This window comes from Clostridium aminobutyricum (genome assembly GCF_017255415.1).
In the GTDB taxonomy this organism is placed as follows: Bacteria; Bacillota; Clostridia; order Peptostreptococcales; family Anaerovoracaceae; genus Aminipila; species Aminipila aminobutyrica.
Window position 1 is genome coordinate 63,574 of sequence record NZ_JAFJZZ010000010.1, and the last position, 19,085, is coordinate 82,658.

The following is a 19,085-nucleotide window of genomic DNA, read 5'->3' on the forward strand; positions in this document are numbered from 1 at the left end:
AAATTAAACGATGAATGATAATTACACTAGCCCTTTATCGGAACGGTACCCTAGCAAGGAAATGAAGTACTTGTTTTCACCGGAGATGAAGTTTCGTACTTGGCGCCGTCTTTGGATCGCTTTAGCCGAAACGGAAAAGGAACTTGGATTAGAAATTACGCAAGAACAGATTGATGAACTCAAGGCGAATGCACTAAATATAAATTATGACGTGGCAAAAGAGCGTGAAGCGATTGTACGGCATGATGTGATGTCTCACGTTTATGCTTACGGACAGCAGTGCCCGAAAGCAAAGGGAATCATTCACCTCGGCGCGACCTCTTGTTATGTCGGAGACAATACCGATCTTATCATCATGACGGAAGGCCTTAAACTGATACGAAATAAAATTATTAATGTATTGGCACAACTTGCCAAATTCGCAGTGGAATATAAATCCCTGCCGACTCTTGGTTTTACGCATTTTCAACCGGCTCAGCCGACCACTGTAGGAAAGCGTGCAACTCTTTGGATGCAGGAACTGCTACTAGACTTGGAAGATATTGAACACTTAATCGGTACGATGAAGCTGCTTGGTTCAAAAGGCACGACAGGCACACAGGCAAGCTTTTTAGAACTGTTTGACGGAGACCATGAAAAGTGTAAGAAGCTGGATCAGTTGATTGCGGAAAAGATGGGATACAGCGGCTGCTATGCCGTTTCAGGCCAGACCTATTCCCGAAAAGTTGACAGCCGTGCACTGAACGTATTAAGCGGAATCGCACAAAGTGCCCATAAGTTCTCCAACGATATCCGGCTCCTTCAGCATTTGAAGGAAATTGAAGAGCCCTTCGAAAAGAATCAAATCGGTTCTTCTGCGATGGCATACAAGAGAAATCCGATGAGAAGCGAACGAATTGCTGCACTGGCAAACTATGTGATCGCCGATGCGACCAATCCGGCTATCACTGCGGCAACCCAGTGGTTTGAAAGAACACTGGATGACTCTGCCAATAAGAGAATCAGCATACCGGAGGCATTCCTCGCGATAGACGGCATCTTGGAACTTTACTTGAATATCGTAGACGGACTTGTCGTGTATCCGAAAGTCATTCATGCCCGTTTGATGCAGGAATTACCGTTTATGGCGACTGAGAACATCATGATGGACGCGGTAAAGGCCGGCGGAGACAGACAAGAACTCCATGAACGAATTCGTGAGCATTCCATGGAGGCAGGCAAGCGTGTAAAGGTAGAAGGAAAAGAAAACGATCTGCTCAAGAGAATTGCAGAAGACCCTGCATTCAATATGAGCCTTGAGCAGCTGGAAAGCATTATGGACCCTTCCAACTTTGTGGGAAGAGCACCGGAGCAGACCGCAGAATTTATTCAAGAGATTATTCAGCCGATTATTGAGCAGAATAAAGATATCTTGGGTGTGAAAGCTGAAATAACCGTTTAAACATAGATGATGAGTTATCGTAAAGATGTTAAGAAAGAAGGTGTAACAGTGGTAAAAGCAATCGTAGGCGCCAACTGGGGCGACGAAGGTAAAGGCAAAATCACAGATATGTTAGCAAAGGAATGTGACATTATTGTTCGATTCCAAGGAGGAAGCAATGCAGGCCATACAATCGTAAATGATTATGGCAAGTTCGCATTACATCTTCTTCCATCCGGGGTATTTTATGACCATACAACAAGCGTTATTGGAAATGGTGTAGCATTAAATATTCCATATCTGGTAAATGAAATCAATTCACTGGTAGAAAAGGGTGTACCAAAGCCAAAGGTACTGGTTTCCGACAGAGCACAGATTTTGATGCCATACCATATCTTATTCGACCAGTATGAAGAAGAAAGATTGGGTGGAAAATCCTTCGGCTCCACAAAGTCCGGCATTGCACCTTGCTACTCCGATAAGTATGCAAAAATCGGTTTCCAAGTCAACGAACTGTTCGACGACGAAACCTTAAGAGAGAAGATTGACAACGTTTGCGAACAGAAAAATATCATTTTAGAACATTTATATCATAAACCGCCGATTGATAAAGACGAGCTTTATAAGCTGATGGTAGAATACAGAGAAATGGTTGCTCCATATATTTGCAATGTTTCTGCTTATCTATACAAGGCAATCAAAGAAGGCAAGACCATCCTGCTGGAAGGTCAGCTGGGTGCATTGAAGGATACGGACCACGGCATTTATCCAATGGTTACTTCTTCTTCCACATTGGCTGCTTTCGGTGCAATCGGTGCAGGTATTGCTCCTTATGAAATTAAGGACATCATTACCGTTGTAAAGGCATACTCCAGTGCAGTCGGTGCAGGTGCTTTTGTCAGCGAGTTATTTGGTGACGAAGCGGAAGAACTGAGAAAACGAGGCGGCGACGGCGGCGAATACGGGGCAACAACAGGCCGTCCAAGAAGAGTAGGTTGGTTTGATGCAGTGGCGACTAAGTACGGATGCCGTATTCAGGGAGCTACAGAAGTGGCACTTACGGTACTGGATCCTCTTGGCTATTTGGATGAAATTCCGATTTGTGTCGGCTATGAACTTGACGGTGAAATAACGACAGACTTCCCGAACACAACTGCGCTTTATAAGGCGAAGCCGGTACTAAAGAAGTTACCGGGCTGGAAGTGCGATATCAGAGGAATCAGGGAATTTGACAAGCTTCCAATCGAATGCCAGAACTATGTAAATGAAATCGAAAAACAGATTGGTGTTCAGATTACCATGGTTTCGAATGGCCCTGGAAGAAATGATATCATCATCAGAAAATAATATCAATTATATCAATGGGATTTCCTGTACAGGTAATGTATAGGGAGTCCCCTTTTTTTATCTGCAAATCTAAAGAAAACTACACAAAACTTTCACAGAAAGAACATATTGGTTTCCAAATTTCTCCACCTAGTCTATATATTATTAGAGTAAAGAAAGATGAAGAAAATGCGTTACAAGGATGGTGACGTTCGAAAGAGAGGTAAGAAACCAGTGACAGAAAGCAATAAGTTGGGTCGATTGAAAAAGATGTTAGGAAGACTCTTTTCAACAGTAAAGAGAGTGGGATTAAAAATAGAAACTCTACTGGCTAAGATCCCTGTTATCAAAAAAATTACGAAGTTAAATACAAAGAAAAAGCGCACTGCATACGTTGCGTTGGCACTAGCCGTTATAGTCCCGGCAGCCTATGCTTTAAACACTTTTGCATTTAGCAAAGAATCGGGTTTTAACTACACGGAGTACACCGTAAAAAAGGGGAATGTGGAAGATACCATCAGCGGGACCGGAACCGTTACGCCGATTAAGCAATATACGGTGAGATGTCTTGTAGAAGGGGATGTCCTTTCAGATACGTTTGAAGAAGGCGATACGGTTCAAAAAGGTGATATGCTTTATGTCGTTGATGCGGAAGAGATGGAGAACAGTCTTCAGAAGGCAAATATCGCTCTGGAAAAGCAGCAAATGAGCTACAAGAACAGTTTGGAAGCATACGCCGGATTAGCGGTCACCTCTCCGATTAGCGGTATGATCGATGAACTGTATGTAGCAAAAGGCGATACGGTGCAGAGCGGAACGAAAATCGCAAAGGTTGTAGACAACACGACCATGACTGCTCAGATTCCTTTTAGTGAAAACGATGCCGAAAGTCTATATGTGGGAGAATCGGTTACGGTTACAGTAGAAAATACATTTGAACAGCTAACCGGAAAGATCAGCAGAATTTATAACTCCAAGAGAGTACTGGATGGCTACATAACCGTTACGGATGTGGATGTGACCGTAAACAATCCGGGATATTTACAAACCGGAACCTATGTGTCAGCAACTGCTAACGGAATTGCATGCTATTCTCCGGGCGAGTTGGAAGCGAGCAGTGAGAAAATTGTCACTGCTAAAACCTCCGGAACTATTTCAAAAATATCCGTTGAAGGCGCTTATTTGAAAACAGGCGGTCAAATTGCTGTTTTAGAAAATGACGACGCTTCTGACGAACTGAAAAGCAGTCAGTTATCATTGCAAGAATCACAGCTGTCTTATAACACAACGCAAAAACAATTGGATAACTACACCATTACGGCGCCTATTTCCGGTTCCGTGATTTCGAAGACGGCAAAAGCCGGAGACACGATTGATTCCGATACGACTACCGAAATGTGCGTGATCGCCGATATGTCTACGATCACCTTTGAAATGAGTGTAGATGAGCTTGATATTGCCAGCATGAAAGTCGGGCAGGAAGTTTCTATCACAGCGGATGCACTGGCGGATAAAACCTTTACGGGCTATGTAGATAATATTGGATTGCTCGGTACAGCCACGGATGGCGTGACCTCTTATCCTGTAACCATAGTAATTAATGATGGGGAAGGCTTATGGCCGGGAATGAATGTGACCGGTGAAATTGTGGTTGATTCAGCAGAGGATGTATTGATGATCCCGGTAGATGCGGTAAACAGAGGTGATACCGTACTGGTAAAAGAAACAGGAAGTGTATCTTCCGGTTCAGCAACTAATGCTCCAAGTGCAGGCGGTGAAGAGACCCATCAAAATAACGCACCGGATGGGTATAAATATGTAAAAGTTTCATTGGGTTTGAACAATGATTCCTACATAGAAGTTACCGGAGGATTATCGGAAGGCATGGTCATTCTTGTTCCAAAACTAACGGTTGATAACAGTTCCTCTAATACAAAAATGCAAGGCAGCGCAATGGGCGGCGGTATGCAAGGCGGAGGCATGCAAGGCGGCGGTACCCCACCATCCGGCGGCGGACGATCCGGTGGTGGTGGCGCACCGGGAATGTAGGTGAGTGAGATGATTAAGCTAGAAGAAATCTATAAGATCTATGCGATGGGTGACACCGAAGTACACGCCTTGGATGGCATATCGTTAGAAATTCGAGAGAGGGAGATGGCTGCCATCATCGGAACATCAGGGTCCGGAAAATCTACCTGTATGAATATCATCGGGTGCCTTGATGTACCGACGAGTGGCAAGTACTATCTAAACGGCATGGATGTCAGTACCTTAAATGATGATGAGCAGGCTGATATTCGCAATAAAACATTGGGTTTTATTTTCCAGCAGTACAACTTGATTCCCAAACTAAATGTTCTTGAAAATGTTGAATTGCCGTTAATTTATAAAGGGATTCGGGAAGAAGAGAGAAAAGAACAGGCAATAAAGGCTTTAAAAAGAGTAGGCTTAGAAACAAAAATTTTAAATATGCCTTCCCAGCTTTCCGGTGGACAGCAGCAGCGTGTGTCCATTGCAAGAGCCTTGGCGGGAGACCCTTCCATCATCCTCGCCGATGAACCGACAGGAGCATTGGACACGAAAACCAGCAGAGAAGTGCTTGAATTCTTACAGCAGTTGAATGAAGAAGGGAATACCGTGATATTAATTACTCACGATATGGGAGTTGCGGAAAAAGCCAAACGAATTATTCGAGTTTCGGACGGAAAAATTATTGAGGATTCAGGCCATTCTGTATCGGAAGAGAGAACCTTTGTGACTCCGTTAAAGAAAGCGCCTGTGAAGAGTGCTGTGGCGAATACTATGGATAGAATGGTCTCTGAGCTTCCGGTCATTGGAGGTGGTACCAATTGAATTTTAAGCAATCCTTTCACTTAGCGCTTAAAAGTCTAAAAACCAGTAAAATGAGAGCCTTTCTCACGATGCTGGGGATCATCATAGGGGTAGCCTCCGTTATCATCTTGGTAAGTCTGATGAACGGACTTTCCGCGGATATGACTTCTCAATTTGAAAGTATGGGAACCAATACCATTACGATTAATCTGGTTGGGCGCGGAGGAAACCGGACTTTTGAGGCAGAAGATGTAGAAAAGCTAGTAGAAGAGAACCCGACGTACCTGTCAAACTACAGCCCTTTAGTAACAGCCTCCGTTACTGCAAAAAGCGGAACGGATTCGGTGAATACCACGGTAAAAGGAGTAAATGAGTACTATAAGGAGATGCAAAATATTGAATTGACCGCGGGGCGGTTTATTCAATATATCGACTGCTCCAGGAGACAAAATGTCTGCATTATAGGCAGCTATATTGCAAATGAATTATTTGCAGGAACCAATTCCGTGGGGCAGACTCTCAAGATTAACGGAATTTCCTATAACATCGTCGGCGTCTTGGAAGAAACGGCTGATTCGGAAGAAAGTTCGGGAGATGATGTGATTTATGCACCCTACTCTGTTGCGACAAGGCTATCTTTTAATGGGCGGATTAGCACCTACTATGTATCGGCTGTCGATACGGACAACATCGATTATACGGTAGCAATTATTAAAAATGCCCTATATGATGCATACGGCAGTGAAGATGCATACCGCGTCACCAGTATGACAGCCATGATCGATCAGGTCAACGAAATGACGGGATCCATTGCTGCCGTATTGGTCGGTATCGCAGGCATTTCGTTAGTGGTGGGCGGTATCGGAATTATGAATATCATGTTGGTTTCCGTAACGGAGCGTACTCGCGAAATCGGTATTCGGAAAGCATTAGGGGCCAGACGTAAAAATATTATGCAGCAATTTATTATAGAAGCAGCCACGACCAGTGCCATGGGCGGAATCATCGGAATATTCTTTGGTATATTCATGGCGTTTGCGGCAGGTAAAATCATGGATATGACGGTTATCATATCGGCCGGTGCGGTACTTGTCGCCTTCTCGGTTTCTGTTGGAATCGGCGTGGTCTTTGGGTATTTCCCGGCCAATAAAGCAGCAAAGATGCGACCTATCGATGCATTGCGATACGACTAAAATCTGCTAACATTATTGAAATATCAGGAGGAAATTATATGAATAGTTTTATACCACCGAGGAAAGCCCGACCGGGCAGGCGTATCCTATCTGTCTTGCTTGTGATAGCAATGCTTGCAACTTCAAATATCTTGTCTGTGAGCGACGTATCTGCGGCAACGGAAGAATCGTCAAGCGCCGCAATGATGCTGGAAGCCATAGGGGTGATATCGGCAGACAGTACAGGGAGTTATGATTTAAATACAACGCTGACCAGGGCACAATATGCGAAAATGCTGGTAATGGTGTCCAAATATAAGGATCAGGTGGCAAGCTCCGCCTATTCCTCTCCTTTTAAAGATGTAAATACCAGCAATTGGGCGACTCCTTATATAAAGCTGGCAGCACAAAATAACATGTTATCCGGATACAGTGACGGTACTTTCCGGCCGAATAATCCGATAACCCTTGAGCAAGGTGTCAACAGTGCGTTGATTCTGCTGGGTTATACCCAGAGTGATTTTAAGGGGTCTTTTCCCTATATTCAGATGAACATGTTTTCTTCCCTTGGACTTTCCTCCGGAATAAATGGTGGAATCGGAACCCTTATGACAAAGGGGATGGCCGTACAACTTCTTTATAATACACTGAAAGCGGATGTAAAAGATGCGACGACTACCTATGCACAAAGTTTAGGGTATACCTTGAATTCGAACGGGGAAGTGGATTATGCAACCGTGGTCAATGACAACATGAACGGACCGTATACCGTGACTTCTTCCAATTGGTATGATACCTTTGGTATCAGCGCAAGCGCATCTGTTTATAAAAATGGAAGTAAGGTAAGCGTCTCCAACGTAAAAACATATGACATCATCTATTACAATGATGCAAAAACAACCGTTTGGGCATACGATGATAAAATTACCGGTGTTTATGATTCCGCCTCGCCAAGTCAGGATGCGGTTACCAGTGTAACGGTTTCCGGCACGACTTATACGTTAGGATCAACGAGTGCCTTTACGGCACTATCTTCCAGCGGAAACCTGAGGATCGGGGATGCCATCGTATTGTTACTCGGAAAGAATGGAGAAGTGGCGGATGCCATTTCCATTTCAAACTTCAAGAATGACACGTATTTATATGTTACGGAATCGGATACAACATCGATTACAGGGGTGACTCCTTCCGGTTCCACGGTAAGCTATAAGGTGGATAAGAATACGATCTACGATCCGGGAGATATGATAAAAATAAGCTTTACGACAAACGGCGATATGAATATCAGCAGTATTTCTTCCGCTGTTGTATCGGGTAAAGCCAGCGCGGCAAATGGGACGATAGGAAACTATAGTGTCTCCCCGACGGCTAAGATTATAGATACGTATGAAGGCAGCTATACGGTAACTTCCATGAGCCGACTAAGCGGACTGACTATTGCCAGCGGAAAAGCACTTTATGCGGCGATTGAAGATGGAACGATTACAAATCTGATTTTAAATGATGTCACCGGGGATGCCAAGCAATACGGTGTGGTTACCTCAGCTACCTCAAACAGCAGCGGAAGCAATACCTATGTATACGATATCAACGGAACCAGCAAGACCTTGACCTTGTCCAATACCAATTTAAATATCAGCAGGGGGCCGTCGATGATGTACGGCGATGGAGGCAGTATTGACACCATTAAAAATCTGACAAAGATATCTTACAAGATTTTAGGCTTTACAGGAATGTCGTTGAGTGCAGCAGATACAGACTATATTGTGTCTGCAAATGTTAAAGTGTATAAACGCAACGACAGTGTTTATACCTACAAATCGCTAAGCGATGCGGTAACGGCTTACCAGTCCGGCGAAAAGGTGGAATATTATATTGATAAGTCGTCTTCATCCGGCGGCCAAGTCCGAGTTATTATCTATGAATAAATTCGGAGGCGAGTTTAGTAACAAGACGGTATAAAGAATGATAAATAAAAACGGTATATCCCTTTACAGGGTATACCGTTTTTGGTTGACTTTAACGTTAGACATCTCGCAATAAGGTAAATGTCCGAAGAAGATTTAATCTGCCGTATCCCCATTGATTATTCGGATAAACCAGAGTTTCGTTGCGTGTGCAGCCTCTGATTAAATACGCTTTAATCTGATACGTGCTTAAAGCCGGATCATTTCCTCTGCCGATGCCCCATTGCATTAGAAGAGCGCTGGCTCCCGCTGTGATGGCTGCAGCGACACTTGTTCCGGTCATTGCCCCATAACCGCTGGGATAATAGCCCCCTACATTCACTCCCGGTGCGACTAAGTCAGGGGTGATGATCATGGATCTCGAAGGCCCCCAAGATGAATTTAAGTATAAGCTGTTATTAGTCGTATTGTAAGCACCGCTAGTAAGCGAAGAGGGCATAGTGGAAGGGAGTACCGCAGTATAATATGGGGTTGCTGCAAGAAATTCGGTTTCCGGAGAAACAAAACCTGTTATTGGAAGCCATGCATGGTAGGTGCCATCCAATATAATATCTCCGTATACCGTAATTGTCCAAACCCCGGGTGTCGGGTCAATGATTCTTATAAATGTGAGCTGACCGCCGTTTCCCTCAAAAGGGAAGAAATAGTTCACGGTTACGCGTGTTCTTTCAAGAAGCAACTTATTGTCAAATTGTATGCCGGCTCTTGCAGGAATACGATTAATTAATTCACCGGTAGGAGAACGAAGGGATATAGAGACCCGATCGGAAATCCCGGTTACCAGCGAGAGGCAAAAACTTCCGGAACTGTCACCAACCTGTAAATCAATATCAGAGGTGGCCCCGGTTTGAGCGATTTGCCCCTGTGTATGATGCTTCGCTTGCGCTTCATTTCCGGCTGCGGTGCAAACGCACACGCCTCTTATACTGGAAACATCCGTTAAATATTCTTCAAATATGCTGAAGCCGTCATGGGTTCCAAAGCTAGTACCGATACCAAGGCAAATGACTACCGGAAGGTTCAGTTCTCTGGCTTTTATTAATACATATTCTACACCTATCATCACTGCCGTGGCCTCAAAGGCATTTGGCTGATCCGGCGGTATCAAAAACCGTTCACGGTAATAAGGCCTTGCCCCTTTCAGTTTAACGACAATCAAATCCGCATCAGGCGCAGCTCCGATGTAATCCGCGGTTTTGCTACCTGCAGCTACAGAAGCCAAAAATGTACCATGCCCGACGGTGTCTGTCTGAGGTACAATCTCATAAGGATTTTCTGAATTTAATGCTTCATTGATTTGTGCATTCGTATATTCCGTACCGATATAAAATCCAGCCGGCGCATTGCCTCTTGTGGTCTGATCAAATATATATTGTATTTTGCTGGTGCCGTCTTCCCGTCTAAAGACATCTAAAGTGTAATCAATACCTGTATCCACAATGCCGATTAAAACCCCTCTGCCTGTCAAGTTCAGAAAGTTTGGTTGATGCAGTTGGATGATTCCGGCAGCTTCTAGATTAGGAGCATCTAAAAGCCCAAGTGGGATTGCAGTGGAACTGGCGGCACTTGCTCCCAACCTGCTTCGCACAAGTTCATAATTTTCTGGATTCGCATATCCGATTACATATCTCCCCGATAATGTTTGTGTCATTAATACGTTCGGGTTAGATTGGGCGAATGCATCAAAATATTCAGTTCTTCTAACAACAAAATCCACTGTATCCGGATCGTCTATAAACTCTTCCAGACTTGAATATGAATTCAACGTCAGATACCCCCTTCCTCTAAAACTCTCTATTTAAACGTCCCGCATGAATGTAAAAGTACGTAATAAATTGAGCCTGCCATAACCCCATTGATTATTGGGATAAGATAATGTTTCCGTACGCGTACAGCCCCGTATCAAGTAAGCTTTAATCTGATAGGTGCTTATAGAGGAGTCATTTCCATCCACGATGCCCCATTGCATGAGAAGAGCACTGGCTCCGGCAACGATGGCTGTTGCAACACTGGTTCCGGTCATGGAACCGTAGCCGGTCGGGTAATAAGCTCCTACGTTTACGCCGGGCGCAACTAAATCCGGTGCGTTGACCATTGCTCTGGTGGGGCCCCATGAGGACCGTACATAGAGGCTGTTATTGGCCGTGTTGTAGGCACCGCAAGAAATAGAAGCCATCATGGTCGAGGGAACCACCACCGTATAATAAGGAGAGGATTCGAGAAATTCAATATCCGGTGCAATAAAACCTGTGATAGGTAGCCATGCATGATAAGTGCCGTCCAAAATAATGTCTCCATGCAGCGTAATATTCCAAATACCGGGGGTAGCGTCGATAATCCGGACGGCGGTAAGTTGACCTCCGCTTCCTTCCACAGGGAAATAGTAATTTACCGTTACACGTGAATTTTCAAGAATCAGTTTTGTGTCCAGTACAGAGCCGGATTTTGCAGGGACGCGCTCAATTAATTCTCCGGTCGGAGATCGTATAGAAACGGAAAGACGATCCGATATATTATTCCATATGGAAATAAACGCATCACCCGACGTATCACCTACTTTCAATTCAATCGTTGATGTTGTTTCCGTTGCGGAAACTTTGCCTTCGATATGGTGCCTGGACTGCGCTTCATTACCGGCCGCAGTACAAACGCAAACGCCTCTTAGACTGGAAATCCCCGAGAGATATTCTTCAAAGACGCTATAGCCGTCATGGCTGCCGAAGTTGGTCCCGAGACCGAGACAGATGACTACAGGCCGATCTAATTCTCTGGCTCTGGTTAATATATAGTCGATTCCCACCATAACCGCACTGGATTCATAGGCGTTTTCTTGTTCCGGTGGAATCAGATACATTTCGCGGTAAAACGGTCTTGCGCCTCTCAGTTTTACGACAATCAGCTCTGAGTCCGGTGCCGCCCCGACAAAATCAGTGGTTTCTCTGCCCGCAGCTAAGGAAGCCAAGAAAGTACCGTGGCCCACCGTATCCCTCTGGGGGACAATGTCGTAAGGGTTTTCTGACTGCAGTGCTTCATTGATCTGTGCATTGGTGTATTCGGCACCGATAAGAAAGCCAAGAGGACTATCGCCCCTGCCGGTTTGATCATAAATATACTGTATTTTACTGGTACCGTCTTCATATTTGAATACATCCAGCGTATAGTCAATGCCTGTATCTACAATGCCTACGATTACTCCCCTGCCGGTCAGATTAAGGTAAGGCTGCTGCTGCACTTGAATGATCCCGGAGGCTTCCAAATTAGCAATATCCAAAAGGCCTAAGATAAGAGATGCAGAACTAATGAATCCTGTACCTAGGGTCTGAAACAGAGAATTAAAATTAGCGCGGTCAATATATCCAATCACATATCGTCCCGCTAAAGTTTGTGTTAATACGATATCTGAACTGGATTTGACAAATTGATCAAAATATTCACTTCTTCGAGTAATAAAGTCTACGGTATTGGGACTTTCGATGAACTCTTCAACAGAACTATACTGCCTCAATCAATAATTCCTCCTCTCGGCTTATTATACATTTCTCATCAACGTGAAAGTGCGCAGCAGATTCAATCTTCCGTACCCCCATTGATTGTTTGGATAAGTGAGTGTCTCACTGCGGGAACAACCTCGTATCAGATATGCTTTTATTTGGTAAGTACTTAGAGCCGGATCGTTTCCATTCACAATACCCCATTGCATTAAAAGTGCGCTGGCTCCTGCAGTAATAGCGGTGGATACACTGGTCCCGCTCATGGCGCCGTATCCGGTTGGATAATAACCGCCTACATTGACCCCGGGTGCGACTAAATCGGGCGCAATTGCCATTGTTCTGGTGGGTCCCCACGAAGAACGGACGTACAGACTGTTATTTGCGGTGTTGTATGCACCGCAGGCAATAGAACCTAACATAGTGGATGGAACTAGTACGGTATAATAGGGCGTTGCCGCAAGAAATTCTATGTCCGGAGAGATAAAGCCTGTGATGGGCAGCCATGCATGATAAGTACCGTCCAAGATGATATCCCCATAGAGTGTAATCGTCCAAATTCCGGGTGTAGCATCGATAATCCGGACAACGGTAAGCTGACCGCTGCTCCCCTCCACAGGGAAATAATAATTGACGGTTACTCGTGAATCTTCGAGAATTAGCCTCGTATCCAGCTGAGCTCCTGTTCTGGCGGGAACGCGGTCAATGAGTTCTCCTGTCGGAGAGCGGATCGCTACAGAAAAACGATCAGAAATACCGTTCCATATGGAGATAAAAGCACTGCCTGAACTATCTCCTACTTTTAAATCGATGGCAGCGGTGGCTTCTGTTGCAAGGACTTGGCCTTGGGTATGATGTTTTGCCTGCGCTTCATTTCCGGCAGAAGTACAGACACAAACGCCTCTCAAATTGGAGATTCCGGTTAGATATTCTTCGAATATGCTGAAGCCATCATGACTCCCGAAGCTTGTTCCGATGCCGAGACAGATGACTACGGGGCGATCCAACTCTATGGCCTTTGTAAGAATATATTCAATCCCAAGCATCACGGCACTGGACTCAAAAGCATTTTCCTGTTCCGGCGGAATTAGAAACATCTCTCGATAAAACGGTCTTGCTGATTTAAGTTTAACTACAATCAGTTCAGCATCGGGAGCGGCTCCGATAAATTCAGGTGTTTCACGACCGGCAGCTAAGGAGGCTAAAAAGGTACCATGCCCATCGGTATCTGTCGTAGGAACCACAGAGAAGGGATCCTCTGAATTTAATGCTTCGTTAATTTGAGCATTGGTATACTCCGTACCGATATAAAATCCGGCAGGTGTATTGCCGCGAATCGTTTGATCAAAGATGAATTGTATTTTGCTGGTGCCGTCCTCATATTTAAATACATCCAAGGTGTAGTCAATACCGGTATCCACCATACCGATAATCACGCCTCTGCCTGTCAGATTAAGATAAGGCTGCTGTTGTACCTGAGTAATTCCGGAGGCTTCCAAACTGGCGATATCCAAAAGTCCTAGGATAAGGGAAGCGGAACTAATAAAACTTGTTCCTAAGCTTTGAATGACAGCATTAAAATTATCTCGGTTGGTGTATCCAATGACATATCTTCCCGCTATGGTTTGTGTCAGTAATATATTTGCATTTTCTTTTGCAAAGGCTTCGAAATATTCTGTTCGTCTAGCCACAAAGTCAACTGTATTAGGAGAATCGATAAATTCTTCTATGCTCGAATATGAATTCAAAAAGTAATCCCTCCTCCACTTGTATACTCTACTAGATAGTCCATTGTGGTACATAAACTGAGCGTACCATATCCCCAAATCGGATTCGGGTAGGGTATCGGAAATTGCCGTTGAGCCCCTTTTTGAAGAAATGCTTTAACGCGTTGACCGTATAAAAAGGGATCGTGCCCGCGAATGATTCCCCATTCCATCATTAATGCGGCGGACCCTGCGACAAAAGGGGCGGCCATACTGGTGCCGGTAAAACTATCGTAGCCCCCGCCTACTTTCGCGGTGTTGATATTGACCGCCGGTGCGACTAAATCCGGTTTAACGAACACATCGTTTAACGTATAGCCTCGACCTGAAAAATTGGGGCTGATTTCGATAAGCGCATTATAGCCTCCAACGGAAATGACACGTTGTGCGGTGGAAGGAATGGTAAGCGTTGTTTCTTCACTGGGACGTAAGAATGTGGTATCTCTTGTGACATCCTCAATGGTTGGAAGCCAAATATTCACTCTGCCGTCTACAATATTTTCTCCCCTCATGATAAGGCGCCATACGCCCGCAGGAATCGTTCCCGTCGTAGCGTTTAGAGAGAAATAGACTTCTTGATTCGTTGTATAGTGAGTGGGTTGACCGTATATAACCGAGACGAAAACACCGTCAAGCGTTTTATAAGTGGCATTTTGTATGGGACTCATGATTCCGGTGGACCTGCCACTGGGAGAGATAAGTTCTAGTGTAATCGTGTCTACAAAATTTTTCCATAAGGTCATATATGCTTGATCGATATTGCCTGTAGTGGCGATTTCAACCTCTACAGTTTCACCTTGCTGAAGTCTCACCTCAAAATGATGCCCGGCAGACCCTTCATTGCCGGTGGCAACTGAAAAAACGGTTTTCCATCTTTCCGCCATATCATCAATATAAGTTTCAAATAAAGAATTACCATCGTGGGCCCCGTTATTTGTTCCATAACTTAAATTAATGGAAACAGGCATATTAAGAGCTTCCGCTCTATCAATGATGTATTTAATAGCGCGCATGATATCGGTACTGCGCCCTGTAGTTTGACTTCTAACATCTCCAAGTTTAACGATGATGAGAGAAGCTTGCGGAGCGACGCCTCTTTGCACTCTGCCGTTACCGGCTGCAATGCCGGCTACAGCGGTTCCATGGCCGAGAAAATCAGAACTCGGTATAACGGAATAGGGCATTTCAGAGTTTAGTGCTTCATTGATCTCACTGTTGGTATATTCTGTTCCAATGGTAAAACCAGTCGGGGGGGCTCCGGGGAAGGATTGATCCCATAAATAGAGGATGCGACTTGTACCGTCTATGTTTCTGAAATCCGGGTGGGTAAAATCGATTCCCGAATCAATAATGCCGACAATGACGCCATTGCCGCTTAGACCGAAAGACTCCGGACTCTGCACTGAACTGATACAGGCTTTGCTTAAACTTTGCCTTAAAAAAAGAACGAGAGTTTTCGGAAGTTCAATGTACTCTACTTCCCTCTGTGCTTGAAGTGAAGCGATATTGTCTACGTTAATAGTAATAATGGCATAGTTTTCGTTTAAGATTTCAACCTCTGCGTTTAATTCAACGCCTACCCTTTCAATATCCCCGTTATATTTTACGATGATTTCTACTCTGCCCAATTCATCAACTATGCCGGGTTCTAAACGAATAAGTTGATTCACATCTGTCACTTGCTTAGTAACAATATGTATCACCTCCTAAGCTAAGGTTTATTTATACGATGCAAGGATAATACTAGAGAAAGAGATGTAATTAATCTGCTTACATTATATGAAGGCTACGATTTAAAATAACTTTTATATTGTAAACTCAATGGAAATCAGGATTAATTTCCTTAAGAGAAAAGTAAAAAGTTGAGGTCAAGTGGCTTAATTCGATCGATCCATTCATATATTAGCGGAGGAGGTGATTTGTTATATGCGAAATCATTTTAGATTTAAACGCCAATTATCCGATCAAGGGCGGCTTCAGGTAAATGCATTTGCACTTGATGTAGGAAAGCCTGCCAGTGATGCAAGTGTTGTCATAACGTCAAGAGATACAAACGAAGTAGTAGATGAACTGATGACCGATTCTTCAGGGCAAAGCGCGATCATCGATTTATCGGCCCCCCCTGTGGATTTCTCTTTAGAACCGGAATCGGAAGTACAGCCTTACTCAGAATATGACGTATCGGTTAATTTAGAAGGGTATGAGCCGGTAAGATTGGATGGAGTACAGATTCTGTCCAGTACAACTGCTTTGCAAAATGTCAATCTGAGGCCAATCGTGAGGGATGAGGTGCAGCCTCAAGATATTGTTATTGACCCACATACCTTATGGGGCATTTTCCCGCCAAAGATTCCCGAAGATGAAGTCAAACCACTGCCCGAATCGGTAGGATTTGTTGTATTGCCGCAGCCTGTTATTCCCGAGTTTGTTATCGTACATGAGGGGGTTCCCACTAATACTTCTGCACGAAATTTATGGATACCATTTAAAGACTATATTAAAAATGTAGCCAGCTGTGAAATTTATTCCACTTGGCCGGGAGCAAGCATAAGGGCAAATGTTTTAGCTATTTTGTCCTTTACGCTCAACAGGATCTATACAGAGTGGTATCGAGGCAAGGGTTTTGATTTTACCATTACAAATTCCACTGCTTTTGATCAGGCGTTTACATACGGACGAAATATTTACCAGGAAATATCGCTTATTGTAGATGAGCTATTCACCAATTTTATAACCAGGCCGGATATCCGCCAGCCTTTATTAACACAGTATTGCGACGGTTCGAGAGTGAGATGCCCGAATATGATGGAACAATGGGGCTCAAAAACCCTTGCCGATCAAGGATATGACGCGATAGGGATACTCCGATATTACTATGGGCAGGATATTTTCTTAATGCAGGCGGAAAAGGTTGCGGGTGTACCGATATCTTATCCGGGAACGGCACTTCAAATGGGATCTACAGGGCCTAGTGTACGTACGATACAAGAACAACTAAATACCATTTCAAATAATTATCCCGCCATTAATAAAATAAGAGTAGATGGGGTATTTGGAGACCAAACCAGAACTGCCGTGGAAACTTTCCAACGGATATTTAATTTACCGGCAACGGGGATTGTTGACTTTGGAACTTGGTATCAGATTTCAAATATTTACGTGGCAGTGACTAAAATGGCAGAACTCGCTTAAAGGAGAGAACGAACGATAGCAGACAGCGGGCAATCTGTCTGCTTTTCTCTTGTGCTTTTTTATTTTTCTGTTATACTTAAGCATAAAAAAGAATCAGTGCAGTGAGGTGATAATGGTGACAAACGATTTTAAAAGTGATGCCGCCTTGCGTGAAAAGAGTAATTTAGAAAACCTGAAAAATAACAGCAATGAACGTGCAATAAGAGACATAAAAGTCCCGTTAGGGAGCATTATGGATGCAGTGCGGGATGCTATTGTTATTTTGGATGGGCTTGGCAGGATCGTTACGTTGAATTTGTTAGCAGCACAATTCTTCGGATATTCGCATGATGAAATGATAGGCACAAAACTTTGTGACTATGTTCTCTCAGACGAAAAATTTGATGAACATTATCGAAATTCTTTTATAACTTTTCAAGAGGATGAAGAGAAAAAGCTTTTTAGAAAAGGAACAGAATTGAAAATAAAGCAAAAGGAAGGAAAAGAGATTGAGGTGAATCTTTCCTTTTCTTTCTTGGAGATTGGAAATTCTCGGTATGCGATGGGGATTTTTCGTGATACCACTGATATAAAAAATACGTTGATTGAACTGGAGAACAGTCGGAAGCAATACGAACAACTCACTGAAAATGCTCCATTGGGGATCATAAGTTGTGATGAAGACGGCAACATTGTTTACGTCAATCAAAAAACACTGGAGATTCTCGGATCGCCTAGTGTAGAAGAAACAAAAAAAATTAATTTAAGAGAACTTCCGTTATTGGTAGATGCCGGATTTTCCACAGTCCTTACGGACTGTTTAGAAATGGATAAAACCGTTTCCTATGAGATGGACTATGAATCTAAATGGCACAAGAGGGTCTGGCTTCGCGTTCATATTAAGCCGCGTGTTGACCGCGGTACAGTAATCGGTGCACAGATTATCATTGAAGATATTTCGGAGAAAAGAAAATTTGAAGAGGAAAAACGCAATGAACAAGAGCGGCAACGCAGGATGCTGAAAGGGATCCCGAGTCCTGCCTGGCTTATTTCAAAGGATTTCCGGATTTTAGCTCAAAATGATGTGGCGATGGCCTTATTTAAAAAGAAAATCGGAGACGATTGCAGGAATGAAAGTTCTTTAGGGGAAGCAAGCTTCTTTTACCAAGAGCCATTCGATATAGGGGAATCAAATAATAAGGAAGTTCAATGGGAAGATTCGGTGTGGGACACTTGGTGGATTCCTGTTGGTGAAGACGTGTACCTGTACTATGCAACTAATATTACAAAATACAAGAAAATTGAAGAGAAGCTTTTTCAGCTTTCAGTGACGGATGAATTAACGAATACGTATAATCGCCGCTATTTTGTGCAAAGGCTGGAAGAAGAAATTGAACGGGCCAATAGAGCAGAGGGTAAGTTTTCCTTAATCATGCTGGATATTGATCATTTCAAGGAAATCAATGATACGTTGGGGCATAATGTAGGGGATTTGGTATTAAAAAGATGCACGCAAGAGGTTCTTCAAAACAGGATTCGAAGAATTGATAAACTAGCGCGCTGGGGGGGCGAGGAATTTGTCCTTCTTTTGCCCGGAACGACGATGAGCAATGCCATTATTTTAGCGGAAGATTTAAGAGAAAATTTAAGCAAACTGGAGATCGAAGAAGTGGGACGAGTGACGGCTAGCTTTGGAATTGTTGAATTTACAGTCGGGGATACGGTTGAAACCATTATTCAAAAGGCGGATGAAATGATGTACAAAGCGAAAGCCGCAGGCCGAAATTGTGTTCAATATGAATAGGGCAGATGAGTCCGTACGGAGAGCACCCAGAGAAAAGCGGATTCCTATCTGCTTTTATTACACTATTTAAAGCAAATTGATGCCCTCCGCGACGAACAGGAAGCGTAAAGCAGACACAAAAAAACACCGTAAAGGTGTT

The 19,085-nt window shown here is 43.8% G+C and carries 12 protein-coding genes; 8 read left to right on the forward strand and 4 right to left on the reverse strand.

Translation table 11 applies throughout. The annotated features are described in order from the left end of the window. The first annotated feature begins 10 nt into the window (after positions 1–10). From purB to JYB65_RS14280, 6 genes are all read left to right on the forward strand, one after another. Positions 11–1,441 carry an adenylosuccinate lyase gene (purB, locus tag JYB65_RS14255; protein WP_206583364.1) on the forward strand — a complete coding sequence of 477 codons (1,431 nt, stop codon included), beginning with the start codon at positions 11–13 and terminating at the stop codon, positions 1,439–1,441. 48 nt (positions 1,442–1,489) lie between these two features. Beyond that, positions 1,490–2,767: an adenylosuccinate synthase gene (locus JYB65_RS14260; RefSeq protein ID WP_206583365.1), complete on the forward strand. Its 1,278-nt coding sequence runs from the start codon at positions 1,490–1,492 to the stop codon at positions 2,765–2,767. Between the two features lie 159 nt (positions 2,768–2,926). Continuing rightward, on the forward strand, positions 2,927–4,795 hold the full coding sequence (locus tag JYB65_RS14265; protein WP_206583366.1) for an RND family efflux transporter: 1,869 nt from the start codon (positions 2,927–2,929) through the stop codon (positions 4,793–4,795). A 9-nt stretch (positions 4,796–4,804) separates the two neighbouring features. Further along, entirely contained in the window at positions 4,805–5,599 is a 795-nt protein-coding gene (locus JYB65_RS14270; RefSeq protein WP_206583367.1) for an ABC transporter ATP-binding protein, read from the forward strand. Then, positions 5,596–6,771 (forward strand): ABC transporter permease, encoded by a 1,176-nt coding sequence (locus JYB65_RS14275; RefSeq protein WP_245156695.1) that lies wholly within the window; start codon positions 5,596–5,598, stop codon positions 6,769–6,771. Before JYB65_RS14270 ends, JYB65_RS14275 begins: the two co-directional genes overlap by 4 nt. A gap of 38 nt (positions 6,772–6,809) precedes the next feature. Further along, positions 6,810–8,678 (forward strand): S-layer homology domain-containing protein, encoded by a 1,869-nt coding sequence (locus tag JYB65_RS14280; protein WP_206583368.1) that lies wholly within the window; start codon positions 6,810–6,812, stop codon positions 8,676–8,678. A gap of 97 nt (positions 8,679–8,775) precedes the next feature. Here JYB65_RS14280 and JYB65_RS14285 read toward each other — a convergent pair whose 3' ends face one another. The 4 genes from JYB65_RS14285 to JYB65_RS15240 are packed head-to-tail and all read right to left on the reverse strand — an operon-like array spanning position 8,776 to position 15,641. Continuing rightward, positions 8,776–10,482, reverse strand: coding sequence for a S8 family peptidase (locus JYB65_RS14285; RefSeq protein WP_206583369.1), 1,707 nt, complete (start codon positions 10,480–10,482; stop codon positions 8,776–8,778). Positions 10,483–10,515: 33 nt separating this feature from the next. Then, positions 10,516–12,222, reverse strand: a complete 1,707-nt coding sequence (locus JYB65_RS14290) for a S8 family peptidase (RefSeq protein WP_206583370.1) — start codon at positions 12,220–12,222, stop codon at positions 10,516–10,518. Between the two features lie 24 nt (positions 12,223–12,246). Further along, positions 12,247–13,953: a S8 family peptidase gene (locus JYB65_RS14295; RefSeq protein ID WP_245156696.1), complete on the reverse strand. Its 1,707-nt coding sequence runs from the start codon at positions 13,951–13,953 to the stop codon at positions 12,247–12,249. After that, positions 13,950–15,641, reverse strand: a complete 1,692-nt coding sequence (locus JYB65_RS15240; protein WP_206583372.1) for a S8 family serine peptidase — start codon at positions 15,639–15,641, stop codon at positions 13,950–13,952. The genes JYB65_RS14295 and JYB65_RS15240 overlap by 4 nt, the downstream gene beginning before the upstream one ends. A gap of 256 nt (positions 15,642–15,897) precedes the next feature. Here JYB65_RS15240 and JYB65_RS14305 point away from each other — a divergent pair, with 256 nt between their 5' ends. Continuing rightward, positions 15,898–17,163, forward strand: a complete 1,266-nt coding sequence (locus JYB65_RS14305; protein ID WP_206583373.1) for a peptidoglycan-binding protein — start codon at positions 15,898–15,900, stop codon at positions 17,161–17,163. A gap of 112 nt (positions 17,164–17,275) precedes the next feature. Then, on the forward strand, positions 17,276–18,946 hold the full coding sequence (locus JYB65_RS14310; RefSeq protein WP_206583374.1) for a sensor domain-containing diguanylate cyclase: 1,671 nt from the start codon (positions 17,276–17,278) through the stop codon (positions 18,944–18,946). Positions 18,947–19,085: the final 139 nt, after the last annotated feature.